19 protein-coding genes are annotated in these 18520 nt (G+C 70.1%); 14 read left to right on the top strand and 5 right to left on the bottom strand.

The features are described 5' to 3' along the window. Window positions 1-12: 12 nt before the first annotated feature. Complete coding sequence (locus BIV25_RS12220; protein ID WP_071372261.1) at window positions 13-1554, top strand: RDD family protein; 1542 nt, start codon at window positions 13-15, stop codon at window positions 1552-1554. A gap of 86 nt (window positions 1555-1640) precedes the next feature. Beyond that, on the top strand, window positions 1641-2270 hold the full coding sequence (locus BIV25_RS12215) for an RDD family protein (RefSeq protein WP_071372260.1): 630 nt from the start codon (window positions 1641-1643) through the stop codon (window positions 2268-2270). An 88-nt stretch (window positions 2271-2358) separates the two neighbouring features. Here the strand turns inward: BIV25_RS12215 and BIV25_RS12210 are convergent, their stop codons facing one another. Then, the gene (locus BIV25_RS12210; protein WP_071372259.1) at window positions 2359-2598 is read right to left on the bottom strand and encodes a hypothetical protein; all 240 of its coding nucleotides are present in this window, start codon (window positions 2596-2598) and stop codon (window positions 2359-2361) included. 305 nt (window positions 2599-2903) lie between these two features. On the opposite strand from BIV25_RS12210, the gene BIV25_RS12205 reads away from it, so the two are divergent. Together BIV25_RS12205 and BIV25_RS12200 are read left to right on the top strand one after the other, a co-directional pair. Beyond that, a complete protein-coding gene (locus BIV25_RS12205) occupies window positions 2904-5264 on the top strand; it encodes an immune inhibitor A domain-containing protein (protein ID WP_071372258.1) in 2361 nt (786 codons plus the stop codon). Window positions 5265-5385: 121 nt separating this feature from the next. Next, window positions 5386-5703 (top strand): hypothetical protein, encoded by a 318-nt coding sequence (locus BIV25_RS12200; protein WP_071372257.1) that lies wholly within the window; start codon window positions 5386-5388, stop codon window positions 5701-5703. 19 nt (window positions 5704-5722) lie between these two features. Here BIV25_RS12200 and BIV25_RS12195 read toward each other — a convergent pair whose 3' ends face one another. Together BIV25_RS12195 and BIV25_RS12190 are read right to left on the bottom strand one after the other, a co-directional pair. Then, window positions 5723-6316: a nicotinamidase gene (locus BIV25_RS12195; protein ID WP_071372256.1), complete on the bottom strand. Its 594-nt coding sequence runs from the start codon at window positions 6314-6316 to the stop codon at window positions 5723-5725. 108 nt (window positions 6317-6424) lie between these two features. After that, window positions 6425-7771, bottom strand: coding sequence for a nicotinate phosphoribosyltransferase (locus BIV25_RS12190; RefSeq protein ID WP_071372317.1), 1347 nt, complete (start codon window positions 7769-7771; stop codon window positions 6425-6427). A 58-nt stretch (window positions 7772-7829) separates the two neighbouring features. Between BIV25_RS12190 and clpS the strand changes: the two genes are divergently transcribed. The 9 genes from clpS (at window position 7830) to BIV25_RS12150 (ending at window position 15606) form a co-directional block, all read left to right on the top strand. Continuing rightward, window positions 7830-8147 (top strand): ATP-dependent Clp protease adapter ClpS, encoded by a 318-nt coding sequence (gene clpS / locus BIV25_RS12185; RefSeq protein ID WP_071372255.1) that lies wholly within the window; start codon window positions 7830-7832, stop codon window positions 8145-8147. 13 nt (window positions 8148-8160) lie between these two features. Then, window positions 8161-8766: a DUF2017 domain-containing protein gene (locus BIV25_RS12180; protein WP_071372254.1), complete on the top strand. Its 606-nt coding sequence runs from the start codon at window positions 8161-8163 to the stop codon at window positions 8764-8766. Window positions 8767-9088: 322 nt separating this feature from the next. Beyond that, a complete protein-coding gene (locus BIV25_RS12175; protein WP_071372253.1) occupies window positions 9089-10519 on the top strand; it encodes an amino acid permease in 1431 nt (476 codons plus the stop codon). 135 nt (window positions 10520-10654) lie between these two features. Then, window positions 10655-11077: a Mov34/MPN/PAD-1 family protein gene (locus BIV25_RS12170; RefSeq protein ID WP_071372252.1), complete on the top strand. Its 423-nt coding sequence runs from the start codon at window positions 10655-10657 to the stop codon at window positions 11075-11077. Window positions 11078-11156: 79 nt separating this feature from the next. Beyond that, a complete protein-coding gene (locus BIV25_RS54310) occupies window positions 11157-11252 on the top strand; it encodes a putative leader peptide (RefSeq protein ID WP_023550193.1) in 96 nt (31 codons plus the stop codon). 86 nt (window positions 11253-11338) lie between these two features. Continuing rightward, window positions 11339-11617 carry a MoaD/ThiS family protein gene (locus tag BIV25_RS12165; RefSeq protein WP_071372251.1) on the top strand — a complete coding sequence of 93 codons (279 nt, stop codon included), beginning with the start codon at window positions 11339-11341 and terminating at the stop codon, window positions 11615-11617. A 17-nt stretch (window positions 11618-11634) separates the two neighbouring features. Further along, window positions 11635-12585: a PLP-dependent cysteine synthase family protein gene (locus BIV25_RS12160; protein ID WP_071372250.1), complete on the top strand. Its 951-nt coding sequence runs from the start codon at window positions 11635-11637 to the stop codon at window positions 12583-12585. 281 nt (window positions 12586-12866) lie between these two features. Beyond that, the gene (locus BIV25_RS12155; protein ID WP_071372249.1) at window positions 12867-14945 is read left to right on the top strand and encodes a putative Ig domain-containing protein; all 2079 of its coding nucleotides are present in this window, start codon (window positions 12867-12869) and stop codon (window positions 14943-14945) included. A 169-nt stretch (window positions 14946-15114) separates the two neighbouring features. Next, window positions 15115-15606: a hypothetical protein gene (locus BIV25_RS12150; protein WP_071372316.1), complete on the top strand. Its 492-nt coding sequence runs from the start codon at window positions 15115-15117 to the stop codon at window positions 15604-15606. A 24-nt stretch (window positions 15607-15630) separates the two neighbouring features. Here BIV25_RS12150 and BIV25_RS12145 read toward each other — a convergent pair whose 3' ends face one another. Beyond that, on the bottom strand, window positions 15631-16140 hold the full coding sequence (locus BIV25_RS12145) for a type II toxin-antitoxin system PemK/MazF family toxin (protein ID WP_071372248.1): 510 nt from the start codon (window positions 16138-16140) through the stop codon (window positions 15631-15633). Between the two features lie 230 nt (window positions 16141-16370). Here BIV25_RS12145 and BIV25_RS12140 point away from each other — a divergent pair, with 230 nt between their 5' ends. After that, window positions 16371-17123, top strand: a complete 753-nt coding sequence (locus tag BIV25_RS12140; RefSeq protein ID WP_071372315.1) for an MBL fold metallo-hydrolase — start codon at window positions 16371-16373, stop codon at window positions 17121-17123. 83 nt (window positions 17124-17206) lie between these two features. Here BIV25_RS12140 and BIV25_RS12135 read toward each other — a convergent pair whose 3' ends face one another. Further along, window positions 17207-18457 carry a PTS transporter subunit EIIC gene (locus BIV25_RS12135; protein WP_071372247.1) on the bottom strand — a complete coding sequence of 417 codons (1251 nt, stop codon included), beginning with the start codon at window positions 18455-18457 and terminating at the stop codon, window positions 17207-17209. Between the last annotated feature and the right edge of the window lie 63 nt (window positions 18458-18520).

The following is an 18520-nucleotide window of genomic DNA, read 5'->3' as shown; positions in this document are numbered from 1 at the left end:
GGGACGACGGACATGAGCGCCCCAACCCCGGCCCCAGGTGACGACCGGCCCCGCGAGGGCTACTACCCGGACCCGTCCATCCCCGGCTACGTCCGGTACTGGAACGGCGCCTCCTGGGTGCCCGGCACCAGCCGCCCGGCGCCGCAGGACGGCGAGCCGCTCACCCCGCCGCCGGGCGTCCGCCCGGTGACCCCGGCCCCGGCCGTGGAGGAGACGGGGCCGCACTTCTTCGACGAGGACCCGCAGGCGGCGCCCACCGGGCAGCAGGGTCAGCGTGCCGGAGCGGGGAGCGGGGCGCAGGGCCGGGCGGGCGCCGGTGACGGGCACACCCCGTGGGGCGCCGATCCCAGGGTCCCGGCGGCGGGGCAGGGCGAGCCGGGCGGCCAGGGCGGCCGTACCGACGCCGCGGCCCCGGCCGCGCAGGACGACGTCCCGGACCCCGGCGGCACGTTCATCTTCCGCCGTCCGGTCCCAGGACCCGCCGCGGTCAGGGACGAGGGCACGATGACGTTCCGCCCGGTGCCGGGCCAGGCCCGGCCGGGCGCCCAGCCGTCCGCCGCGGGCCAGGACACCGGTGCGGGCTCCGGTTTCGGCCCGCAGACTTCCGGTCCGCAGGGCTCCGGCCCGGGTGCGTCGGCAGGCGGCCCGGCGGGTACGGGGTTCGTGCCGGGCCAGGCCGGGCCCGGCGCCGGTGCGGCGCATTCCCCCGGCGCCCCGGGCGGTTTCGGCCCGCAGGGACCCGTCGGCCGGCCCACCCCGCCTGCCGCCGCCGCGCCATCTCCGGCCGCGGGCGCGGGATTCGGCGCGGGCAAGGCCGCCGCCGCACGTGCCGCGGCCGCTCAGCCGCCGCAGACACCCCAGGCCGCCCAGCAGGCCCAGGCCGCCGTCGCCCCCTCGGTGCCGGCGCAGGGCGGTGCCCCCGGCACCCCGCTGACCAGCGGGCCGGGCGGCGGCCAGGCCTCCTGGGCCCAGCAGGTGCACCAGCTGGCCGGGGGCGGGGACGAGCAGCCCGTGGCGCCGTGGAAGCCGCCGGTGGAGGACGTCTTCCAGGCGGCCGCGCGCCGCCAGGCCGCCGCCCGGCCCGCCGGACTCGGTAAGCGGCTCGCGGCCCGGCTGATCGACACCCTGATCGTGCTCGCTGTGACGGCCGCCGCAGCCGTGCCGCTCGGCCTGCGCGCCGCCGACCACGTCCAGCAGAAGATCGACGCGGCCAGGCTGTCCGGCCGCGAGGTCACCGTCTGGCTGCTCGACGGTACGACCGGCACCAGCCTCGGCATCGTGCTCGCCGTCCTCCTCCTCGTCGGCGTCCTCTACGAGGTGCTGCCGACCGCCAAGTGGGGCCGCACCCTGGGCAAGCGGGCGCTGGGCCTGGAGGTGCGTGACATCGAGGCCCACGAGCCCCCGGCCTTCGGTCCCGCGCTGCGCCGCTGGCTCGTCTACAGCATCCCGGGGCTGCTCGGCATCGGGATCGTGGGCGTGCTGTGGTGCCTGTTCGACCGGCCCTGGCGCCAGTGCTGGCACGACAAGGCGGCGCACACCTTCGTCGCCGACTGACGCACGACAGGCCGACGCACGAGGGAGCTACTCCGTACGGCCGCCCGCCGGGTGCGGAGCCGGGGTGTTCGCGATCCACTCGGGCCATGAGCAGCGAACCGCCCCCCGGCTCCGGAGAGCAGCCCCCCGAGGACGACCCGTTCAGGAAGCAGCCCCCGTCGGACCAGGGGGCGGGCTCGCCGTACGACAGCCCGTACGGCGGCGGACCGTACGGCGGCGGACCGTACGGCGGCGGCTCCTACGGCTACCCGGCCGACCCGCTGGCCGGCATGCCCCCGCTGGCCGACAGTGCCCGGCGCACCCTCGCGCGGATCGTCGACATGATCCTCGTCGGCATCGTCGTCTGGCTGCTCACCTGGGCGTTCGGGGTACGCGAGTACAACATCAACGGCGACCACGTCGAGGTCGGCAAGTCCGCCGTGCAGTCGTTCATCGGGGCCGTGCTCTACATCGCGTACGACACCTTCATGATGAGCAGGTACGGCCAGACCCTCGGCAAGAAGTGGCTCGGTATGCGGGTGGCGAACCTGGACGACGGCGCCACCCCGTCCGTGCAGACGATGCTGATCCGCTCCCTGGTGCTGTGGGTGCCGTTCGCGTTCTGCTGCGCCTGCATCTGGACGGCGATCTGCGGCGGCTGGAGCTACTTCGACAAGCCGTACAAGCAGGGCCTGCACGACAAGGCGGCCAAGACGGTGGTGGTCAGCACGAGTTGACCGGGTGGGGTGACCGCGTGCCGTAGACACGACACGAGAGCGGCGGGTTCGTGAGCTGTCACGAGCCCGCCGCTCTCGTGTCCGTCCCTCACAGGGAGACCGGCTCTTCCTGGGGTGCGGGCTCGACGGGGTCGGCCGGTGCCACGGCCGCGCGGGCCTTCGGCAGCGGCACCGTCATCGCGACGAGCAGCCCGAGGGCCAGGGCCGCGAGGGCGATGACGGTGATCCCGAGGCCCGAACTCGTCTGGGACAGCAGCAGCATGGCGAGCGTCGAGAAGATCACGGTGCAGGAACCGTAGGCGAGCTGTGCGGCGGTCGGACGAGGCATGGCAATCGTGTCCTCGGAAGTCTTCGGGAGATTGTCGGGGGAACAGGTGGCGTGCCGTTCGACTCTCACCGCGTGCATGCCCGAGCCGGACGGTTGGTAAGCGTGACCTAACCCACGGTTCCGGTGCACGGGGGGCGCACGGAGTCATGGGGTGGCGGCATAGTCCGCCTGCAGGTGCGTAAAGCGAACGTCAGCTCGGCATAGTGCACGGGGTCTGAGTGAGTCAAGATCTGTCTTTTCTTCTAAATCTCTAGTCAAATTACGTCACTTGACATGCGTCGGACAGACGCAGGGGAGGAACTCAAGTGACCAGCAGATCCTGGACGTTCAGAGCGGCCGCGATCGGCGTGACGCTGGCGGCGGCCTCCGCCACGTTCGCCACCTTCGCCGTCGCGGAGGCCGCCACCCGGCCGGCCCGCTCCGCCGCCCACCGGCACGACCCTGCCCCGGTGCAGCAGGAGGCGCACGACCTCGACGGCCCGCTCAGCAAGACGCAGAAGGCCCAGCGCCAGGAGGCGCTGAACCAGCTGATCGCGGGCAAGGCCAAGGCGAAGGACCGGGGTGGCTCCAAGGTCGTCGAGCTCAAGAGCAGGAAGGGCGACGGCAAGTACGTCGAGCTGAGCCGCGAGAAGACCGACAAGATCTTCACGATCCTGGTGGAGTTCGGGGACCAGGCCGACCCCAAGTACGGCGGCACCGCGGGCCCGCTGCACAACACGATCGCCGCGCCGGACCGCACGAAGGACAACTCGACGGCCTGGCAGGCGGATTACAACCAGAAGCACTACCAGGACCTCTACTTCGGCACCGGCAGCAAGACCGAGTCGCTGAAGAAGTACTACGAGAAGCAGTCCTCGGGCCGCTACTCGGTCGACGGCGAGGTCGCGGACTGGGTCAAGGTCCCCTACAACGAGGCCCGTTACGGCAACAACGCCTGCGGTTCCACCAACTGCCCGAGCGTGTGGAACGTGGTCAGCGACGGTCTGAACGCCTGGGTCGCCCAGCAGAGGGCGGCCGGGAAGTCGGACGCCGACATCAAGAAGGACCTCGCCCGGTACGACCAGTGGGACCGCTACGACTACGACGGCGACGGCGACTTCAACGAGCCCGACGGCTACGTCGACCACTTCCAGATCGTGCACGCCGGCGAGGACGAGTCCGCGGGCGGCGGCGCGCAGGGCAAGGACGCGATCTGGGCCCACCGCTGGTACGCCTTCGGCACCGACACGGGCGCGACCGGCCCGGCGGGCAACAAGCTCGGCGGCGCCCAGGTCGGCGACACCGGCATCTGGGTCGGCGACTACACCATCCAGCCGGAGAACGGCGGCCTCGGCGTCTTCGCCCACGAGTACGGCCACGACCTCGGCCTGCCCGACGAGTACGACACCGCCGGCGGCGACAACTCCACCGGTTTCTGGACCCTGATGTCCTCCGGCTCCTGGCTCGGCACCGGCAAGGAGGCCATCGGCGACCTGCCCGGCGACCTGAACGCCTGGGACAAGCTCCAGCTCGGCTGGCTGACCTACGACACCGCCAAGGCGGGCGTCTCCTCCTGGCACAAGCTGGGCTACGCCGAGTACAACACCAAGTACCGCCAGGCGGTGGTCGTCTCGCTGCCCGACAAGGCGGTCACGACCGAGGTCGTCACCCCGGCGCAGGGCGCCTCCCAGTGGTGGAGCGGCAGCGGCGACAACCTCAGGAACACGCTGACCCGTTCCGTCGACCTGACCGGCAGGGCGAAGGCCACGCTGAGCCTGGACGGCTGGTACGACATCGAGAACGGCTACGACTACCTCTACACCGAGGTGTCCACCGACGGCGGCGCCAACTGGACCGCCCTCGACGGCACGGCGGACGGCCAGGCCGTCCCGCGCGACGGGTCCGGCAAGCCGGCGCTGACCGGCACGACCGACGCGTACAGGAAGCTGTCGTACTCCCTCGACGCCTATGCGGGCAAGAAGATCGACCTGCGCTTCCGCTACCAGACCGACGGCGGCGTGGCGTTGAAGGGCTTCGCGGCCGACGAGATCGCGGTCACGGCGGACGGCGCGCCGCTGTTCTCCGACAACGCCGAGTCCGCGGACGCCGGTTGGACCGCCTCGGGCTTCTCCCGCATCGGCGCGTCCTTCACCAAGGACTACAAGCAGTACTACCTCGCCGAGAACCGGCAGTACGTGTCGTACGACAAGACCCTCAAGTCCGGCCCGTACAACTTCGGTTACCAGAACACCGCCCGTCCCGACTGGGTGGAGCACTACCCGTACCAGAACGGCCTGCTGATCTGGAAGTGGGACACCTCCCAGGCGGACAACAACACCAACGAGAAGGCCCATCCGGGCACCGGGCTGATCCTGCCGGTCGACGCCCACCCGAAGGCGCTGCGCTGGTCCGACGGCACGCTGCTGCGCAACCGGATGCAGGCCTACGACTCTCCCTTCACGCTGGAGCCGACGGACGCGATCACGCTGCACCAGTCGGGCGTCGCGACCAGGATCACGTCGCAGAGGGGGGTGTCGGTCTTCGACGACCACACCGGCACGTACTACGACCCGGCGAACCCGACCGGCGGTGTCAAGGTCACTGACACCAACACCAAGATAAAGATCACCAAGCAGGCGAAGAACGGCTCGACGATCGAGCTGGAAGTCGGCCCCGCGGTGAAGTAGTCAGCATTTTCGCAGGTCAGACGCGTATCGGCGGCAAACCCTTGGCGGGTTGCCGCCGATCGTGTTTAGGTGCGTCATGTGGACCGCTTATTGACACCGACCGGAACGGGGATCTGACGGCATGGCCGCTGGAGGCTTCACCAAGCTGCCGAACGGCACGGTCGTGGTGGCACTGAACCTGCCCTACGACTCCGCCGCGGTGCGCGTACTCGTGCACGCCCAGAACCGGGCGCGCGCCCTGACCAGGCTGCGCAACCTGGGGTTGCGCGCGATCTATCTACGGGGCAACGCCGCCCCGCCGACCCCGGACGAGGTCACGGCGGTCCTGCACCATCCCGACGGCCTGATATGGCGGACGGCGCCCGCCGACAACGGTGTCATCGTGACCGAGCTGTGGCACCCGATCAGGGCTCTTCTGCGCAGGTCAGCGGTGGCGTAGCCGGGCGGGGGAGCGGGCCTCAGCCGCTGACGACCGGCTTGCCCGTCAGCTCCACGCCCGCCTCCCGCAGCTCCTCCAGCGCGCGCTCCGTCGTCTCCGCGGCGACGCCCGCCGTGAGGTCCAGCAGGACCTGGGTGCGAAAGCCCTCGCGGGCGGCGTCCAGGGCGGTGGCGCGTACGCAGTGGTCGGTCGCTATGCCGACCACGTCGACCTCGTCGATGTGGCGTGCGCGCAGCCAGTCGGCCAGGGGGACGTCGTTCTCGTCCTTGCCCTCGAAGCCGCTGTAGGCCGCCGAGTAGGTGCCCTTGTCGAAGACCGCGTCGACCGCGCCGGAGGCGACGGCCGGGGCGAAGTTCGGGTGGAAGCCGACGCCCTCCGTGCCCGCGACGCAGTGCGCGGGCCAGGAGCGGACGTAGTCGGGGTCGTCGGCGAAGTGGCCGCCGGGCGCGATGTGCAGATCGCGGGTGGCGACCACGTGCCGGTACCCGCTCCCGGCCGCCTGGCCGATCAGCTCCGTGATCGCGGCGGCGACGTCGGCGCCGCCGGACACCGCGAGGCTGCCCCCCTCGCAGAAGTCGTTCTGCACATCTACGACGATCAAGGCGCGGCGCATGATGGGTGTCCTTCGACTGTCGGCTAATCAACCGAGCCTAGAGACTTCCGGGCCCGGACGGGAGGGGGCGGACGAGGGCGGATACGGGGCGGACGGGCGGGTCCCGCTCTAGCTACCCGAGCGCTCCGTCAGGTACTCCGTCGGAAGGACGGGTTCTCCCCGGGAGAGCTGGGTGGCCGAGAGCGGGAGATTCGCGCGGGCGGCGATGTGCCGGCTGCGGGGGACGTCCAGCGGCTCGCGGCCCAGCACGTCCCCGCCCTTGATCAGCTGCACCAGCAGCTGCCGGTCCGCGAGCTCCGGCGGCACCGGGCCCGTGCCGACGACCTCGGCCTCGGCGACCCCGTCCTCGTCGAGCCGGCGCGCCGCCCACTTGCGGCCGCCGACGGAGGTCTTGCCGCCGCTGGACTTCTTCGCGACCGGCACCAACGGTGCCGCCGGGTCGCCGGACTCCGCACGGGCGACCAGCTTGTAGACCATGGAGCAGGTCGGGTGCCCGGAGCCGGTCACCAGCTGGGTGCCGACGCCGTACGCGTCCACGGGGGCGGCGGCGAGGGAGGCGATGGCGTACTCGTCCAGGTCGGACGTGACGACGATCTTGGTCTCTGCCGCCCCCAGCTCGTCCAGCTGCTGGCGCACCCGGTGCGCGACGAGCAGCAGGTCGCCGGAGTCGATGCGGACCGCGCCCAGCTCGGGCCCGGCCACCTCCACGGCCGTACGGACCGCCTCGGCGACGTCGTACGTGTCCACCAGCAGCGTGGTGCCCCGGCCGAGGGTGTCGACCTGGGCCTGGAAGGCGTCGCGCTCGTGGTCGTGCAGCAGGGTGAAGGCGTGGGCCGAGGTGCCGACGGTCGGGATGCCGTAGCGGAAGCCGGCCGCCAGGTCGGAGGTGGTGGCGAAGCCGCCGACGTACGCCGCGCGCGCCGCGGCCACCGCCGCCAGCTCGTGGGTGCGCCGGGCGCCCATCTCGATCAGCGGGCGGTCCCCGGCGGCCGAGGCCATGCGGGAGGCGGCTGCGGCGATCGCGGAGTCGTGGTTGAGGATGGAGAGGATCACCGTCTCCAGCAGCACGCACTCGGCGAAGGTGCCCTCGACGCGCAGCAGCGGCGAGCCGGGGAAGTACACCTCGCCCTCGGGGTAGCCCCACACGTCACCGCTGAAGCGGTAGTCGGCGAGCCAGGCCAGCGTCTGCTCGTCGACGATGTTCCGCTCCCGGAGGAAGCCGAGGACGTCCGGGTCGAAGCGGAAGTTCTCCACCGCGTCCAGGACGCGTCCGGTACCCGCCACCACGCCGTAGCGGCGCCCGTGCGGCAGCCGTCGGGTGAAGACCTCGAACACGCTCCGCCGTTCGGCCGTACCGGCCTTCAGAGCCGCCTGGAGCATGGTCAGCTCGTACTGGTCCGTGAAGAGCGCCGTCGAGGGAACGTCCACCGGCAGCCCAAGGTCCGCTGTGTTCATGACCATGGATGCTACACCCCTTTTCGTCGGTGTGACGATTTTTCCTCGCCGTGGCAGCATGGGCACTGTGACGTCACCCGCGCCCGTAGAGATCGAACGCACCGAGTCGGCGGAGGAGGTCTTCGCCGTACCCGAGCCCGACGTCCCCTGGGTCACGATCGTGCACAACGACCCGGTCAACCTCATGAGCTATGTGACGTACGTCTTCCAGTCGTACTTCGGCTACACCAAGGACAAGGCCACCAAGCTCATGCTCGACGTCCACCACAAGGGCCGGGCGGTCGTCTCCAGCGGAACCCGCGAGGAGATGGAGCGCGATGTGCAGGCGATGCACGGATACGGTCTGTGGGCCACCCTCCAGCAGGACCGGAAGTAGCGAACCCCTTCAGATGCCCGGACATTTCGAACCGCTTCCCGGCGGCGGCGCGGCCGTCGCGCTCGACGACGTCGAGATCTCCATCATCCGGTCGCTGGCCGTGCAGCTCCTGGAGCTGATCGGCCCCGGCCCCGGTGCCGAGGCCCCCGAGGACCCGCTCGCCGAGCTGTTCGCGGAAGGGCCCAGCGAGCCGCCCGCCGACCCGGTGCTGCGCCGGCTCTTCCCGGACGCCTACAGCGACCCCGAGAAGGTCCCGGACTCGCCCGCCGAGGCCGAGGAACGCCGGGCCCACTCCGCCGAGTTCCGCCGCTTCACCGAGAACGACCTGCGGGCCGGCAAGCGGGAGAACGCCCTCGCGGTGATCCGCGCCCTGGACGCGCTCGCCCCGGTGGACGAGGGCGGGGCCGTGCTGAAGCTGGCGCCGCAGGAGTCGAGGCAGTGGCTCGGTGCCCTGAACGACCTGCGCCTCGCGATCGGCTCGCGGCTGGAGATCATCGACGAGGGCGACACCGACCTGCTCTACCGGCTCCCGGACGAGGATCCGCGCAAGCCGATGGTGATGGCGTACCTGTGGCTCGGCGGTCTCCAGGAGACCCTCGTGACGACCCTGATGCCGTAGCTCCGCGCGGTGGACGAGTGTTCGCTCAGCGGACGCTCAATTCCGGATAACGATCCCGTCACCGTTGCGGCCGCATTTGTCGCGATAGTGCGCTCTTTGTCCACTTCTTCCTGTGGGGTGCGTCACATCACATTCGTGTGATCATTATTGCGGTTGTGATAAATCTTCACGACCGCCCGGCCGACGCCACCCATGTCGGGCCGGGTGCGCCACCGAGCCGACGACCGTCGGCCAGGCACAACTCCATCAATCCGGGGGGATCGAAACCCGATCCGAGGCCGACGACGGGCCGCGGTTCGGCATGGAGAAAGGCGCACCACACATGACCTCAGCGCAGGTCGATCAGCATCACGACGGCAATGAGGCCGTGCGGGACGGCGAGGGCGGCGAGGGGTATCAGCGCGGGCTCGGGGCCCGGCAGATCCAGATGATCGCCATCGGCGGTGCCATCGGCACCGGCCTGTTCCTCGGCGCGGGCAAGGGCATCTCCAAGGCCGGTCCGAGCCTGATCCTGGCGTACGCCGTCGCGGGCCTCGTCATCTTCCTGATCATGCGGGCACTCGGCGAACTGCTGATGTACCGCCCGGTGTCGGGTTCGTTCTCGGAGTACGCGCGCGAGTTCATCGGCCCCTTCGCGGGCTTCGTCACCGGCTGGACGTACTGGCTGTTCTGGGTGGTCACCGGCATCACCGAGGTCACCGCCGCGGCCGCCTACATGACGTACTGGTTCGCCATCCCGCAGTGGGTCTCGGCCCTGATCTTCACGATCGTCCTGTACACCGCCAACCTGATCTCCGTGAAGCTCTTCGGCGAGCTGGAGTTCTGGTTCTCCATGGTCAAGGTCACCGCGATCATCGGCATGATCCTGATCTGCGTCGGCATCCTCACGGTCGGCTTCTCCGACGCGGGCAAGACCGCCTCCGTCAGCCACCTGTGGAACGACGGCGGCTTCTTTCCGCACGGCGTCGGCAGCACCCTGATGACCCTGCAGATGGTCATGTTCGCCTTCCTCGCCGTCGAGCTGGTCGGCGTGACCGCGGGCGAGTCCAAGGACCCGAAGAAGGTCCTGCCGAAGGCGATCAACACCGTGCCCTGGCGCATCGCCGTCTTCTACGTCGGCGCGCTGGTCATGATCCTGTCGGTCGTGCCGTGGACCGAGTTCCACCCGGGCGTGAGCCCCTTCGTGGCCGCCTTCCAGAAGATGGGCCTGTCCGTCGGCGCCGGCATCGTGAACTTCGTCGTCCTGACGGCCGCGCTGTCCTCCTGCAACTCCGGCATGTACTCCACCGGCCGCATGCTGCGTGACCTGGCGCAGAACGGCCAGGGACCCCAGGTGTTCACCAGGCTGACGCGCAGCGGCACCCCGCTCGTCGGCACCACGTTCTCCGCCGCGCTGATGCTCGTCGGCGTCTGGATCAACTACCAGTGGCCGGGCAAGGCGTTCGACTACGTCGTCTCCTTCGCGACCATCTCCGGCATGTGGGCCTGGATCGTCATCCTGATCTGCCAGATCCGCTACCGGACGCGGGTCAACCGCGGAGTGCTGCCGCGCAGCGAGTTCCCCGCGCCGGGGGCCCCGTACACGAGCGTCTTCGCGCTCGCCTTCATCGGCATGGTGATCGTGCTCATGGGCATCGACAAGGACGCCCGGGTGTCGCTGTACTGTGCTCCGCTGTGGGGCGCGATCCTCGGCGTCTCCTACTGGGTGCTCAGGCGCCGCAACCCGGGGGCCGCCGCCTTCGTCAAGCGCTGACTTCCTCCCCGGGACGTCCGGCCGCGCGGAGCTCTCGTGGCGCCCCGCCGCGGCCGCCGCTCAGGACGTCCGGCATATGGGCCGTTCCGTACCATCCCTCGGTACGGAACGGCCCTTCTGCATATCCTGGCGAACATGCTGACCATCACCCAGGCCCTCGTCGACCAGATCGTCGCCCACGCGCGCAAGGACCACCCCGACGAGGCGTGCGGCGTCGTGGCGGGCCCGGCGGGCTCGGACCGCCCCGAGCGCTTCGTCCCCATGCTGAACGCGGCGATGTCGCCCACGTTCTACGAGTTCGACTCGGGCGATCTGCTCAGGCTCTACCGCGAGATGGACGACCGCGACGAGGAGCCGGTGGTCATCTACCACTCCCACACCGCCACCGAGGCCCACCCCTCGCGCACCGACATCTCCTACGCCAACGAACCCGGCGCCCACTACGTCCTCGTCTCCACCGCCGACACCGACGGCCTCGGCGATTTCCAGTTCCGTTCCTTCCGGATCGTGGACGGCGAGGTCACGGAGGAGGAGGTCACGGTCGTGGAGGCCTACTGATCTCATTCATCGGACGAAATGCGTCCGGCATGCGGGATCACACTCCGGGACCCGGGCCGGGAATCGTTACGATGAGCGCATGGTTCTGAACGACGTGAGCGAGAAAGCGCCGGGCATGCTGCTCGTGGCGCGGCTGCACGTCGATCTGTGCAGGCTGAACAGCGCCATCTGTTGACGTTTCCCGCCGCCGTACGGCCGTGAGCCACGGCGCGCGACGCCGTGCGCCCACTTTCCGACCCTTTCCGACAGGAGCCCGCAACCATGGCCATCGAGGTCCGCATCCCGACCATCCTCCGCACGTACACCAACGGTGAGAAGGCGGTGGAGGGCAAGGGGAACACCCTCTCCGAGCTGTTCGCCGACCTCGAGACCCGGCACGCGGGGATCGAGGCCCGCATCGTGGACAACGGTCAGCTGCGCCGCTTCGTCAACGTGTACCTGAACGACGAGGACGTCCGCTTCGTCAAGGGCATCGACACCGAGCTGACCGACGGCGACACCGTGACGATCCTGCCGGCCGTCGCCGGCGGCATGCGCTGATCGGTCGCTGAGCAGCGATGCGCTACGACTCCCCGCTGGCCGCGGTGGGCAACACCCCCTTGGTGCGCCTGCCGCGGCTCTCGCCGTCCGCCGACGTCCGGATCTGGGCCAAGCTGGAGGACCGCAACCCCACCGGCTCGGTCAAGGACCGCCCCGCGCTGCACATGATCGAGCAGGCGGAGAAGGACGGCCGGCTGACCCCGGGCTGCACGATCCTGGAGCCCACCTCCGGCAACACCGGCATCTCGCTGGCCATGGCGGCCAAGCTCAAGGGCTACCGCATGGTGTGCGTGATGCCCGAGAACACCTCGCAGGAGCGCCGGGACCTGCTCGGCATGTGGGGCGCCGAGATCATCTCCTCGCCGGCCGCGGGCGGCTCCAACACCGCCGTGCGCGTGGCCAAGGAGCTGGCCGCCGAGCACCCCGACTGGGTGATGCTCTACCAGTACGGCAACCCGGACAACGCCGGCGCCCACTACGCCACGACGGGCCCGGAGATCCTCGCCGACCTGCCGTCGATCACCCACTTCGTCGCGGGCCTCGGCACCACCGGCACCCTGATGGGCGTCGGCCGCTATCTGCGCGAGCACCGGCCGGGCATCCAGATCGTCGCCGCCGAACCACGCTACGACGACCTGGTCTACGGCCTGCGCAACCTCGACGAGGGCTTCGTGCCGGAGCTGTACGACGCCTCGGTCCTCACCACCCGCTTCTCGGTCGGCTCGGCCGACGCGGTCACACGTACCCGTGAACTCCTCCAGCAGGAGGGCATCTTCGCGGGCGTCTCCACCGGCGCCGCCCTGCACGCGGCGATCGGCGTGGGCCGCAAGGCGGTCGCGGCGGGGGAGTCCGCCGACATCGTCTTCATCGTGGCCGACGGCGGCTGGAAGTACCTGTCCACCGGCGTCTACACGGCGGCCACCACCGAGGAGGCCATCGAGACGCTGCAGGGCCAGCTCTGGGCGTAACGCCGTAACACCGCATTAACGCGCATCAAGCGGTCACCAGCCCCCTCTCATGAGGGGGCTAAGCCATTCCTATGGCGAGGCAAAGAAATCCACCCGGTACTGCCGGTCCCGACCGCGCCGGAGCTACGTTCCTCGGCGCACCCTGTCATGTCACGCTCACCCAGTGCCATGACAGGTGTCTGTGAGTGTCATGCTCATGACTGCGCGGTTCCACCGCCGCTACGCGCGTCACGGGCCTGCCAATCCAGTGAAATCCCCACTTCAACCGGAGGCAGCACCCCATGCGTGAGTCACGCCCGAGCAGCCGCAGACGGAGTCTTCGAAGACTCGTCTCCGTCGCCTTCCCCGCCCTCGCCCTCACCGTCGCCGGACTCGCCGCGGCACCCACGGCAGGGGCGGCCCAGGCGGCCACCGCTCCCGCGCCCCACACCTCCAAGGTGACGCAGAACAGCAAGGCACTGACCGACCCGAAGCGGCAGGCGTTCCACTCGACCGGCACGGCCGGCCAGAAGGTGCCGACCCAGCACCTGTGCGCCACCGCCAAGCCCGGCGAGGCGTCCTGCTTCGCGCAGCGCCGCACCGACATCAAGCAGCGGCTCGCCGCGGCACTCGCCGCCGCCACCCCCTCCGGCCTCTCGCCGGCCAACCTGCACAGCGCCTACAACCTGCCCACGTCGGCCGGTTCGGGGATGACCGTCGGCATCGTCGACGCGTACAACGACCCCAACGCCGAGTCGGACCTGGCCACTTACCGCTCGCAGTTCGGCCTGTCCGCCTGCACCAAGGCCAACGGCTGCTTCAAGCAGGTCAGCCAGACCGGTTCCACCAGCTCGCTGCCGACCAACGACAGCGGCTGGGCCGGCGAGGAGATGCTCGACATCGACATGGTCAGCGCGGTCTGCCCGAACTGCAGCATCGACCTGGTCGAGGCCAACTCCGCCACCGACGCCGACCTCGGCGCCGCCGAGAACGAGGCCGTCGCGCTCGGCGCCAAGTTCGTCTCCAACAGCTGGGGCGGCTCCGAGTCCTCCTCCCAGACCAGCGAGGACTCCCAGTACTTCAAGCACCCGGGCGTCGCGATCACCGTCTCCGCGGGCGACTCCGGCTACGGCGCCGAGTACCCGGCGACCTCCCAGTACGTGACCGCCGTCGGCGGCACCGCGCTCTCCACCGCCTCCAACTCCCGTGGCTGGAGCGAGTCCGTCTGGAACACCTCCAGCACCGAGGGCACCGGCTCCGGCTGCTCGGCGTACGACCCGAAGCCGAGCTGGCAGACCGACACCGGCTGCTCCAACCGCATGGAGGCCGACGTCTCCGCGGTCGCCGACCCGGCCACCGGCGTGGCGGTTTACGACACCTACGGCGGCTCCGGCTGGGCGGTCTACGGCGGCACCAGCGCCTCCTCGCCGATCATCGCGAGCGTCTACGCCCTCGCGGGCACCCCGGGCGCGAGCGACTACCCGGCGAAGTACCCCTACAGCCACACCGGCAACCTGTACGACGTGACGAGCGGCAACAACGGCTCCTGCTCTCCTTCGTACTTCTGCACCGCGGGCAGCGGCTACGACGGCCCGACCGGCTGGGGCACCCCGAACGGCACCGCCGCCTTCACCTCCGGCGGCAGCAGCGGCGGCAACACGGTGACCGTCACCAACCCGGGCAGCCAGTCCACCACCACGGGCAGCTCGGCCAGCCTGCAGATCAAGGCCAGCGACAGCGGCAGCGCCTCCCTGACCTACAGCGCCTCCGGCCTGCCGACCGGCCTGTCGATCAACAGCTCCACCGGCCTGATCTCCGGCACGGCGTCCGCCGCGGGCACCTACCAGGTCACCGTCACCGCGACCGACTCCACCGGCGCGACCGGCTCGACCTCCTTCACCTGGACCGTCGGCACCTCCGGCGGTGGTGGCTGCACCTCCTCCCAGCTGGTGGCGAACCCGGGCTTCGAGTCGGGCAGCACCGGCTGGACCGCGACCAGCGGCGTCATCACCAACGACACCGGTGAGGCCGCTCACAGCGGCTCGTACTACGCCTGGCTCGACGGATACGGCTCCTCGCACACCGACACCCTGTCCCAGTCGGTGACCATCCCGGCCGGCTGCAAGGCGAGCTTCACCTTCTACCTGCACATCGACACCGCCGAGACCGGCAGCACCGCGTACGACAAGCTGACGGTGAGCGCCGGTTCGACGACCCTGGCGAGCTACTCGAACCTCAACGCCAACTCGGGTTACGCGCAGAAGACCTTCGACCTGTCCTCGTTCGCGGGCCAGACGGTCACCCTGAAGTTCAACGGTGTCGAGGACTCCTCCCTCCAGACCAGCTTCGTCGTCGACGACACGGCCGTGACGACCAGCTGATCCGCGCCGCCCGAACCACCGCGCGAAGCACCACCTGAACCACCCGGACCACCCGTGATCCCGCACGTGGAAGGAAACATTCCGCGTGCGGGATCCGTTCGTCGTGCCGGTACGTCTCATCTGCACCAGGCGGCCGACTCCCCACGGCCACGGCAGAAAGGCGAAACCCATGCGTCGAAGCGCGACGTCCCTCGCAGCCCTCGCGGCCGCGGTGCTGCTGCTCGCCGGATGCGGCTCCAAGAGCGACACCGGCGGCCAGGGCGGCAAGGGCGGCAAGGGCGGCAAGGGCACGGACACCGGAAGCGCGGGCACGGCCTCGCCCTCGGCGCCGGCCGCCGGCGGCTGTGCCTCCGCGGTCGACCTGAAGGCGACCGACACCGGCCGTACGGTCTGCGTGGCCAAGGGCGGCGAGGTCCGGCTGACCCTGGAGGGCACCAAGTCCCGCCCCTGGAAGCCGGTCCAGGCCAGCGGCACCGCCCTGAAGGCGATCAACACCGGCTTCCTCATCCGGCCGGGCCAGGCCACGGCCGCGTACCACGCCGTGGCGGCCGGCACCGAGAAGCTGACCTCGTCCCGCCCGATGTGCGCGCAGCCCACGAAGCCCGGCGAAGTGTCGTGCATGGGCATCCAGGAATGGGCGGTCACGGTGACCGTGAAGTAGGCGATCCCGTGATGTAGACGGTCCTCAGCCCGCGAGATGCCGGACCTGGTCCCACAGCACCGGGTCCACCACACCCACCCGGCGCCGGAAGTCGCCGACCGGCACCTCGCGCAGTTCGTCGGTCTCCAGGAAGCTGGGCCTGCCCCGGGCGTCGCCGACCGCGCCCGGGGGCAGCGGGATCACCCCGGACCGCTCGTCGTGGTATTTGCTGGTGATCTTCGCGACCGTGGCCCGGTTCCCGCGCACCGCCAGCACCAGACACGGCCGGTCCTTCACCCGCCCGTCACCCGCCACCGCCCTGTTCGACGCGCTGCGCGCGACCCCATTGGATTCCGACCGGTCCTCGTAGGGAACGTCAGCCCACCAGATGTCCCCGGGGACCGGCCGTCCGTCACGCGCGCGCGTACCGGCGCGGCCCGGTGGCCGCAGCCGCCGCCCGCCGGGCCGGCGGCCCCGCCCCCAGCCGTCGACGAGCGTGGCGACCAGCGCGAGCAGTACCACCGCCGCGAGCGCCAGCCACCAGGACGTGTCCATACGACGACGTTACCGGCGCACGCTACGAATCGCGCGCCCTTGGCGGTTCCTTCCGCGCCCCCTTTCCAGCCGAACCGGTGACAGCGCAGGTGAGTTCGCCCACAACGGCCCTTTGCGGAGGAGCGACCCGTGCTTTCGCGCCTTACGCTCGACAAACCGCACGACCCCCGTTTTCCCACCCATTTGATCTTGTCATTTTGATCTTCACCGCCAACGGAGGTTTCTGCTTCATGAAGCTCACCGTCGTCGGCTGCTCGGGGTCGTTCCCGTCCGCGGAATCGGCCTGTTCGAGCTACCTCGTCGAGGCCGACGGCTTCCGGCTGCTTCTCGACATGGGCAACGGCGCCCTGGGCGAGCTGCAGCGCCACTGCGGTCTCTACGACCTCGACGCGATCTTCCTCAGCCATCTGCACGCCGACCACTGCATCGACATGCTGGCGTACTTCGTCGCGCGGTACTACCGCCACGACGGCGGCCGCTGCGACCCCATCCCGGTCTACGGCCCCGAAGGCACCGAACACCGCCTGACCACGGCGTACGCCGACACCCCTTCCGCCTCCTCGATGAGCGAGGTCTTCGACTTCCACACGGTCAAGCCCTCCACGTTCGAGATCGGCCCCTTCACGGTCCACACCGACCTGGTCCGCCATCCCGTCGAGGCGTACGGCATCCGCGTCGAGCATGCCGGGAGGTCCCTGACGTACTCCGGGGACACGGGCGTGACCGAGGCCCTGGACGAGCTGGCCCGGGACACCGACCTGTTCCTGTGCGAGGCCGCGTTCACGCACGGCAAGGAGGACATCCCCGACCTCCACCTCAACGGCCGCGAGGCGGGTGAGTCGGCCGCGCGCGCCGGCGCCCGGCGCCTGGTCCTCACCCACATCCCGCCGTGGACCGACCCGGAGGCCAACCTCCGTGACGCGCGCGAGGTGTTCGACGGCCCGGTGGACCTGGCCGCGCCGAGGGCGACGTACGAGATCTGAGACCGGAGACCACGTACGAGACACGTACGGGACACGGGAAAGGCCCCGGAACCGAACGGGTTCCGGGGCCTTCGCGCGGAGCGCTACGCCTTCGTCAGGTCCTCGACCTCGTCGTCGGGCTCGCGGCCCGGGGTGGGGAGATTGAACCTGGTGATCGCGAAGCGGAAGACCACGTAGTAGATCGCCGCGAACACCAGGCCGATCGGGATGATCAGCCAGGGCTTGGTCGCGAGGTTCCAGTTCAGGAGGTAGTCGATCGCGCCGGCCGAGAAGTTGAAGCCCGCGTGGACGCCGAGGCCCCAGGTGACCGCCATGGACACGGCCGTCAGGACCGCGTGGATGACGTACAGCACCGGCGCGATGAACATGAAGGTGAACTCGATCGGCTCGGTCACACCGGTGACGAACGAGGTCAGCGCGAGCGAGACCATCATGCCGAGGACGGCCTTGCGGCGCTCGGGGCGGGCGCAGTGCGCGATGGCGAGGGCGGCGGCCGGCAGGCCGAACATCATGATCGGGAAGAAGCCGGACTGGAACATGCCGGCGTGCGGGTCACCGGCGAGGAACCGGGTGATGTCGCCGTGCACGACCTGGCCGGCGGAGTTCTTGTAGTCGCCGATCTGGAACCACGCCACGGTGTTCACGAACTGGTGCATGCCGATGGGGATCAGACCACGGTTGACCAGACCGAAGAGCGCGGCACCGACCGAGCCGAGGCCCGTCATCCACTCGCCGAAGTGCGTGATGCCCTTGCCGACGGGCTCCCAGACCAGGGTGAACAGGACGCCGACGAGGGTGCCGACGAAGGCCATCAGGATCGGCACCAGCCGGCGGCCGTTGAAGAAGCCGAGCCAGTCCACCAGCTTCGTGCGGTGGAACCGCTGCCACATCACGGCCGCGAGCAGGCCCATGATGATGCCGCCGAGGACACCGGGGTCGTTGTACGTCGCCGCGACGATCTTGCCCTTTTCGATGTGCTCCTCGGTCACCGGGAACGCCTGGAGCACCTTGCTGTAGACCAGGAAGCCGACCAGCGCGGCGAGCGCCGTGGAGCCGTCCGCCTTCTTGGCGAAGCCGATGGCCACACCTATGCAGAACAGGATGGGCAGGGCGCCGGTGATGGCACCGCCCGCGGCGTTGAAGACCGTCGCGACCTTGTCCCAGCCGAGGCCGTCCTTGCCGAAGATGTCATCCTGGCCCAGCCGGACCATGATGCCTGCCGCCGGCAGTACGGCGATCGGCAGCTGGAGACTGCGGCCGACCTTCTGCAGGCCCTGGAACAGGCCGGATCCCCGCTTCTTTGCGGGAGCCGCCGTGGCGGTGGCGGTGCTCATGGTGGGTTCCTCCATCGGTGGTGGTCTACACCACTCAGTGGTGTAGACCTGTTGTAGCACGAT

This window comes from Streptomyces sp. MUSC 14, assembly GCF_001866675.1.
In the GTDB taxonomy this organism is placed as follows: Bacteria; Actinomycetota; Actinomycetes; order Streptomycetales; family Streptomycetaceae; genus Streptomyces.
Note: the sequence above shows the minus strand (reverse complement) of the source record. Positions and strands in the feature narration are given on the sequence as shown.

Excerpts from the sequence above, each read along its gene's own strand:
- BIV25_RS12135 (WP_071372247.1), bottom strand. The coding sequence starts at position 18,457 with ATGAGCACCGCCACCGCCACGGCGGCTCCCGCAAAGAAGCGGGGATCC.
- BIV25_RS12145 (WP_071372248.1), bottom strand. The coding sequence starts at position 16,140 with ATGGACACGTCCTGGTGGCTGGCGCTCGCGGCGGTGGTACTGCTCGCG.
- BIV25_RS12165 (WP_071372251.1), top strand. The coding sequence starts at position 11,339 with ATGGCCATCGAGGTCCGCATCCCGACCATCCTCCGCACGTACACCAAC.
- BIV25_RS12175 (WP_071372253.1), top strand. The coding sequence starts at position 9,089 with ATGACCTCAGCGCAGGTCGATCAGCATCACGACGGCAATGAGGCCGTG.
- BIV25_RS12195 (WP_071372256.1), bottom strand. The coding sequence starts at position 6,316 with ATGCGCCGCGCCTTGATCGTCGTAGATGTGCAGAACGACTTCTGCGAG.
- BIV25_RS12150 (WP_071372316.1), top strand. The coding sequence starts at position 15,115 with ATGCGTCGAAGCGCGACGTCCCTCGCAGCCCTCGCGGCCGCGGTGCTG.
- BIV25_RS54310 (WP_023550193.1), top strand. The coding sequence starts at position 11,157 with ATGGTTCTGAACGACGTGAGCGAGAAAGCGCCGGGCATGCTGCTCGTG.
- BIV25_RS12190 (WP_071372317.1), bottom strand. The coding sequence starts at position 7,771 with ATGAACACAGCGGACCTTGGGCTGCCGGTGGACGTTCCCTCGACGGCG.
- BIV25_RS12215 (WP_071372260.1), top strand. The coding sequence starts at position 1,641 with ATGAGCAGCGAACCGCCCCCCGGCTCCGGAGAGCAGCCCCCCGAGGAC.
- BIV25_RS12200 (WP_071372257.1), top strand. The coding sequence starts at position 5,386 with ATGGCCGCTGGAGGCTTCACCAAGCTGCCGAACGGCACGGTCGTGGTG.
- BIV25_RS12180 (WP_071372254.1), top strand. The coding sequence starts at position 8,161 with ATGCCCGGACATTTCGAACCGCTTCCCGGCGGCGGCGCGGCCGTCGCG.
- BIV25_RS12210 (WP_071372259.1), bottom strand. The coding sequence starts at position 2,598 with ATGCCTCGTCCGACCGCCGCACAGCTCGCCTACGGTTCCTGCACCGTG.
- clpS (WP_071372255.1), top strand. The coding sequence starts at position 7,830 with ATGGGCACTGTGACGTCACCCGCGCCCGTAGAGATCGAACGCACCGAG.
- BIV25_RS12220 (WP_071372261.1), top strand. The coding sequence starts at position 13 with ATGAGCGCCCCAACCCCGGCCCCAGGTGACGACCGGCCCCGCGAGGGC.
- BIV25_RS12160 (WP_071372250.1), top strand. The coding sequence starts at position 11,635 with ATGCGCTACGACTCCCCGCTGGCCGCGGTGGGCAACACCCCCTTGGTG.
- BIV25_RS12170 (WP_071372252.1), top strand. The coding sequence starts at position 10,655 with ATGCTGACCATCACCCAGGCCCTCGTCGACCAGATCGTCGCCCACGCG.
- BIV25_RS12140 (WP_071372315.1), top strand. The coding sequence starts at position 16,371 with ATGAAGCTCACCGTCGTCGGCTGCTCGGGGTCGTTCCCGTCCGCGGAA.
- BIV25_RS12155 (WP_071372249.1), top strand. The coding sequence starts at position 12,867 with ATGCGTGAGTCACGCCCGAGCAGCCGCAGACGGAGTCTTCGAAGACTC.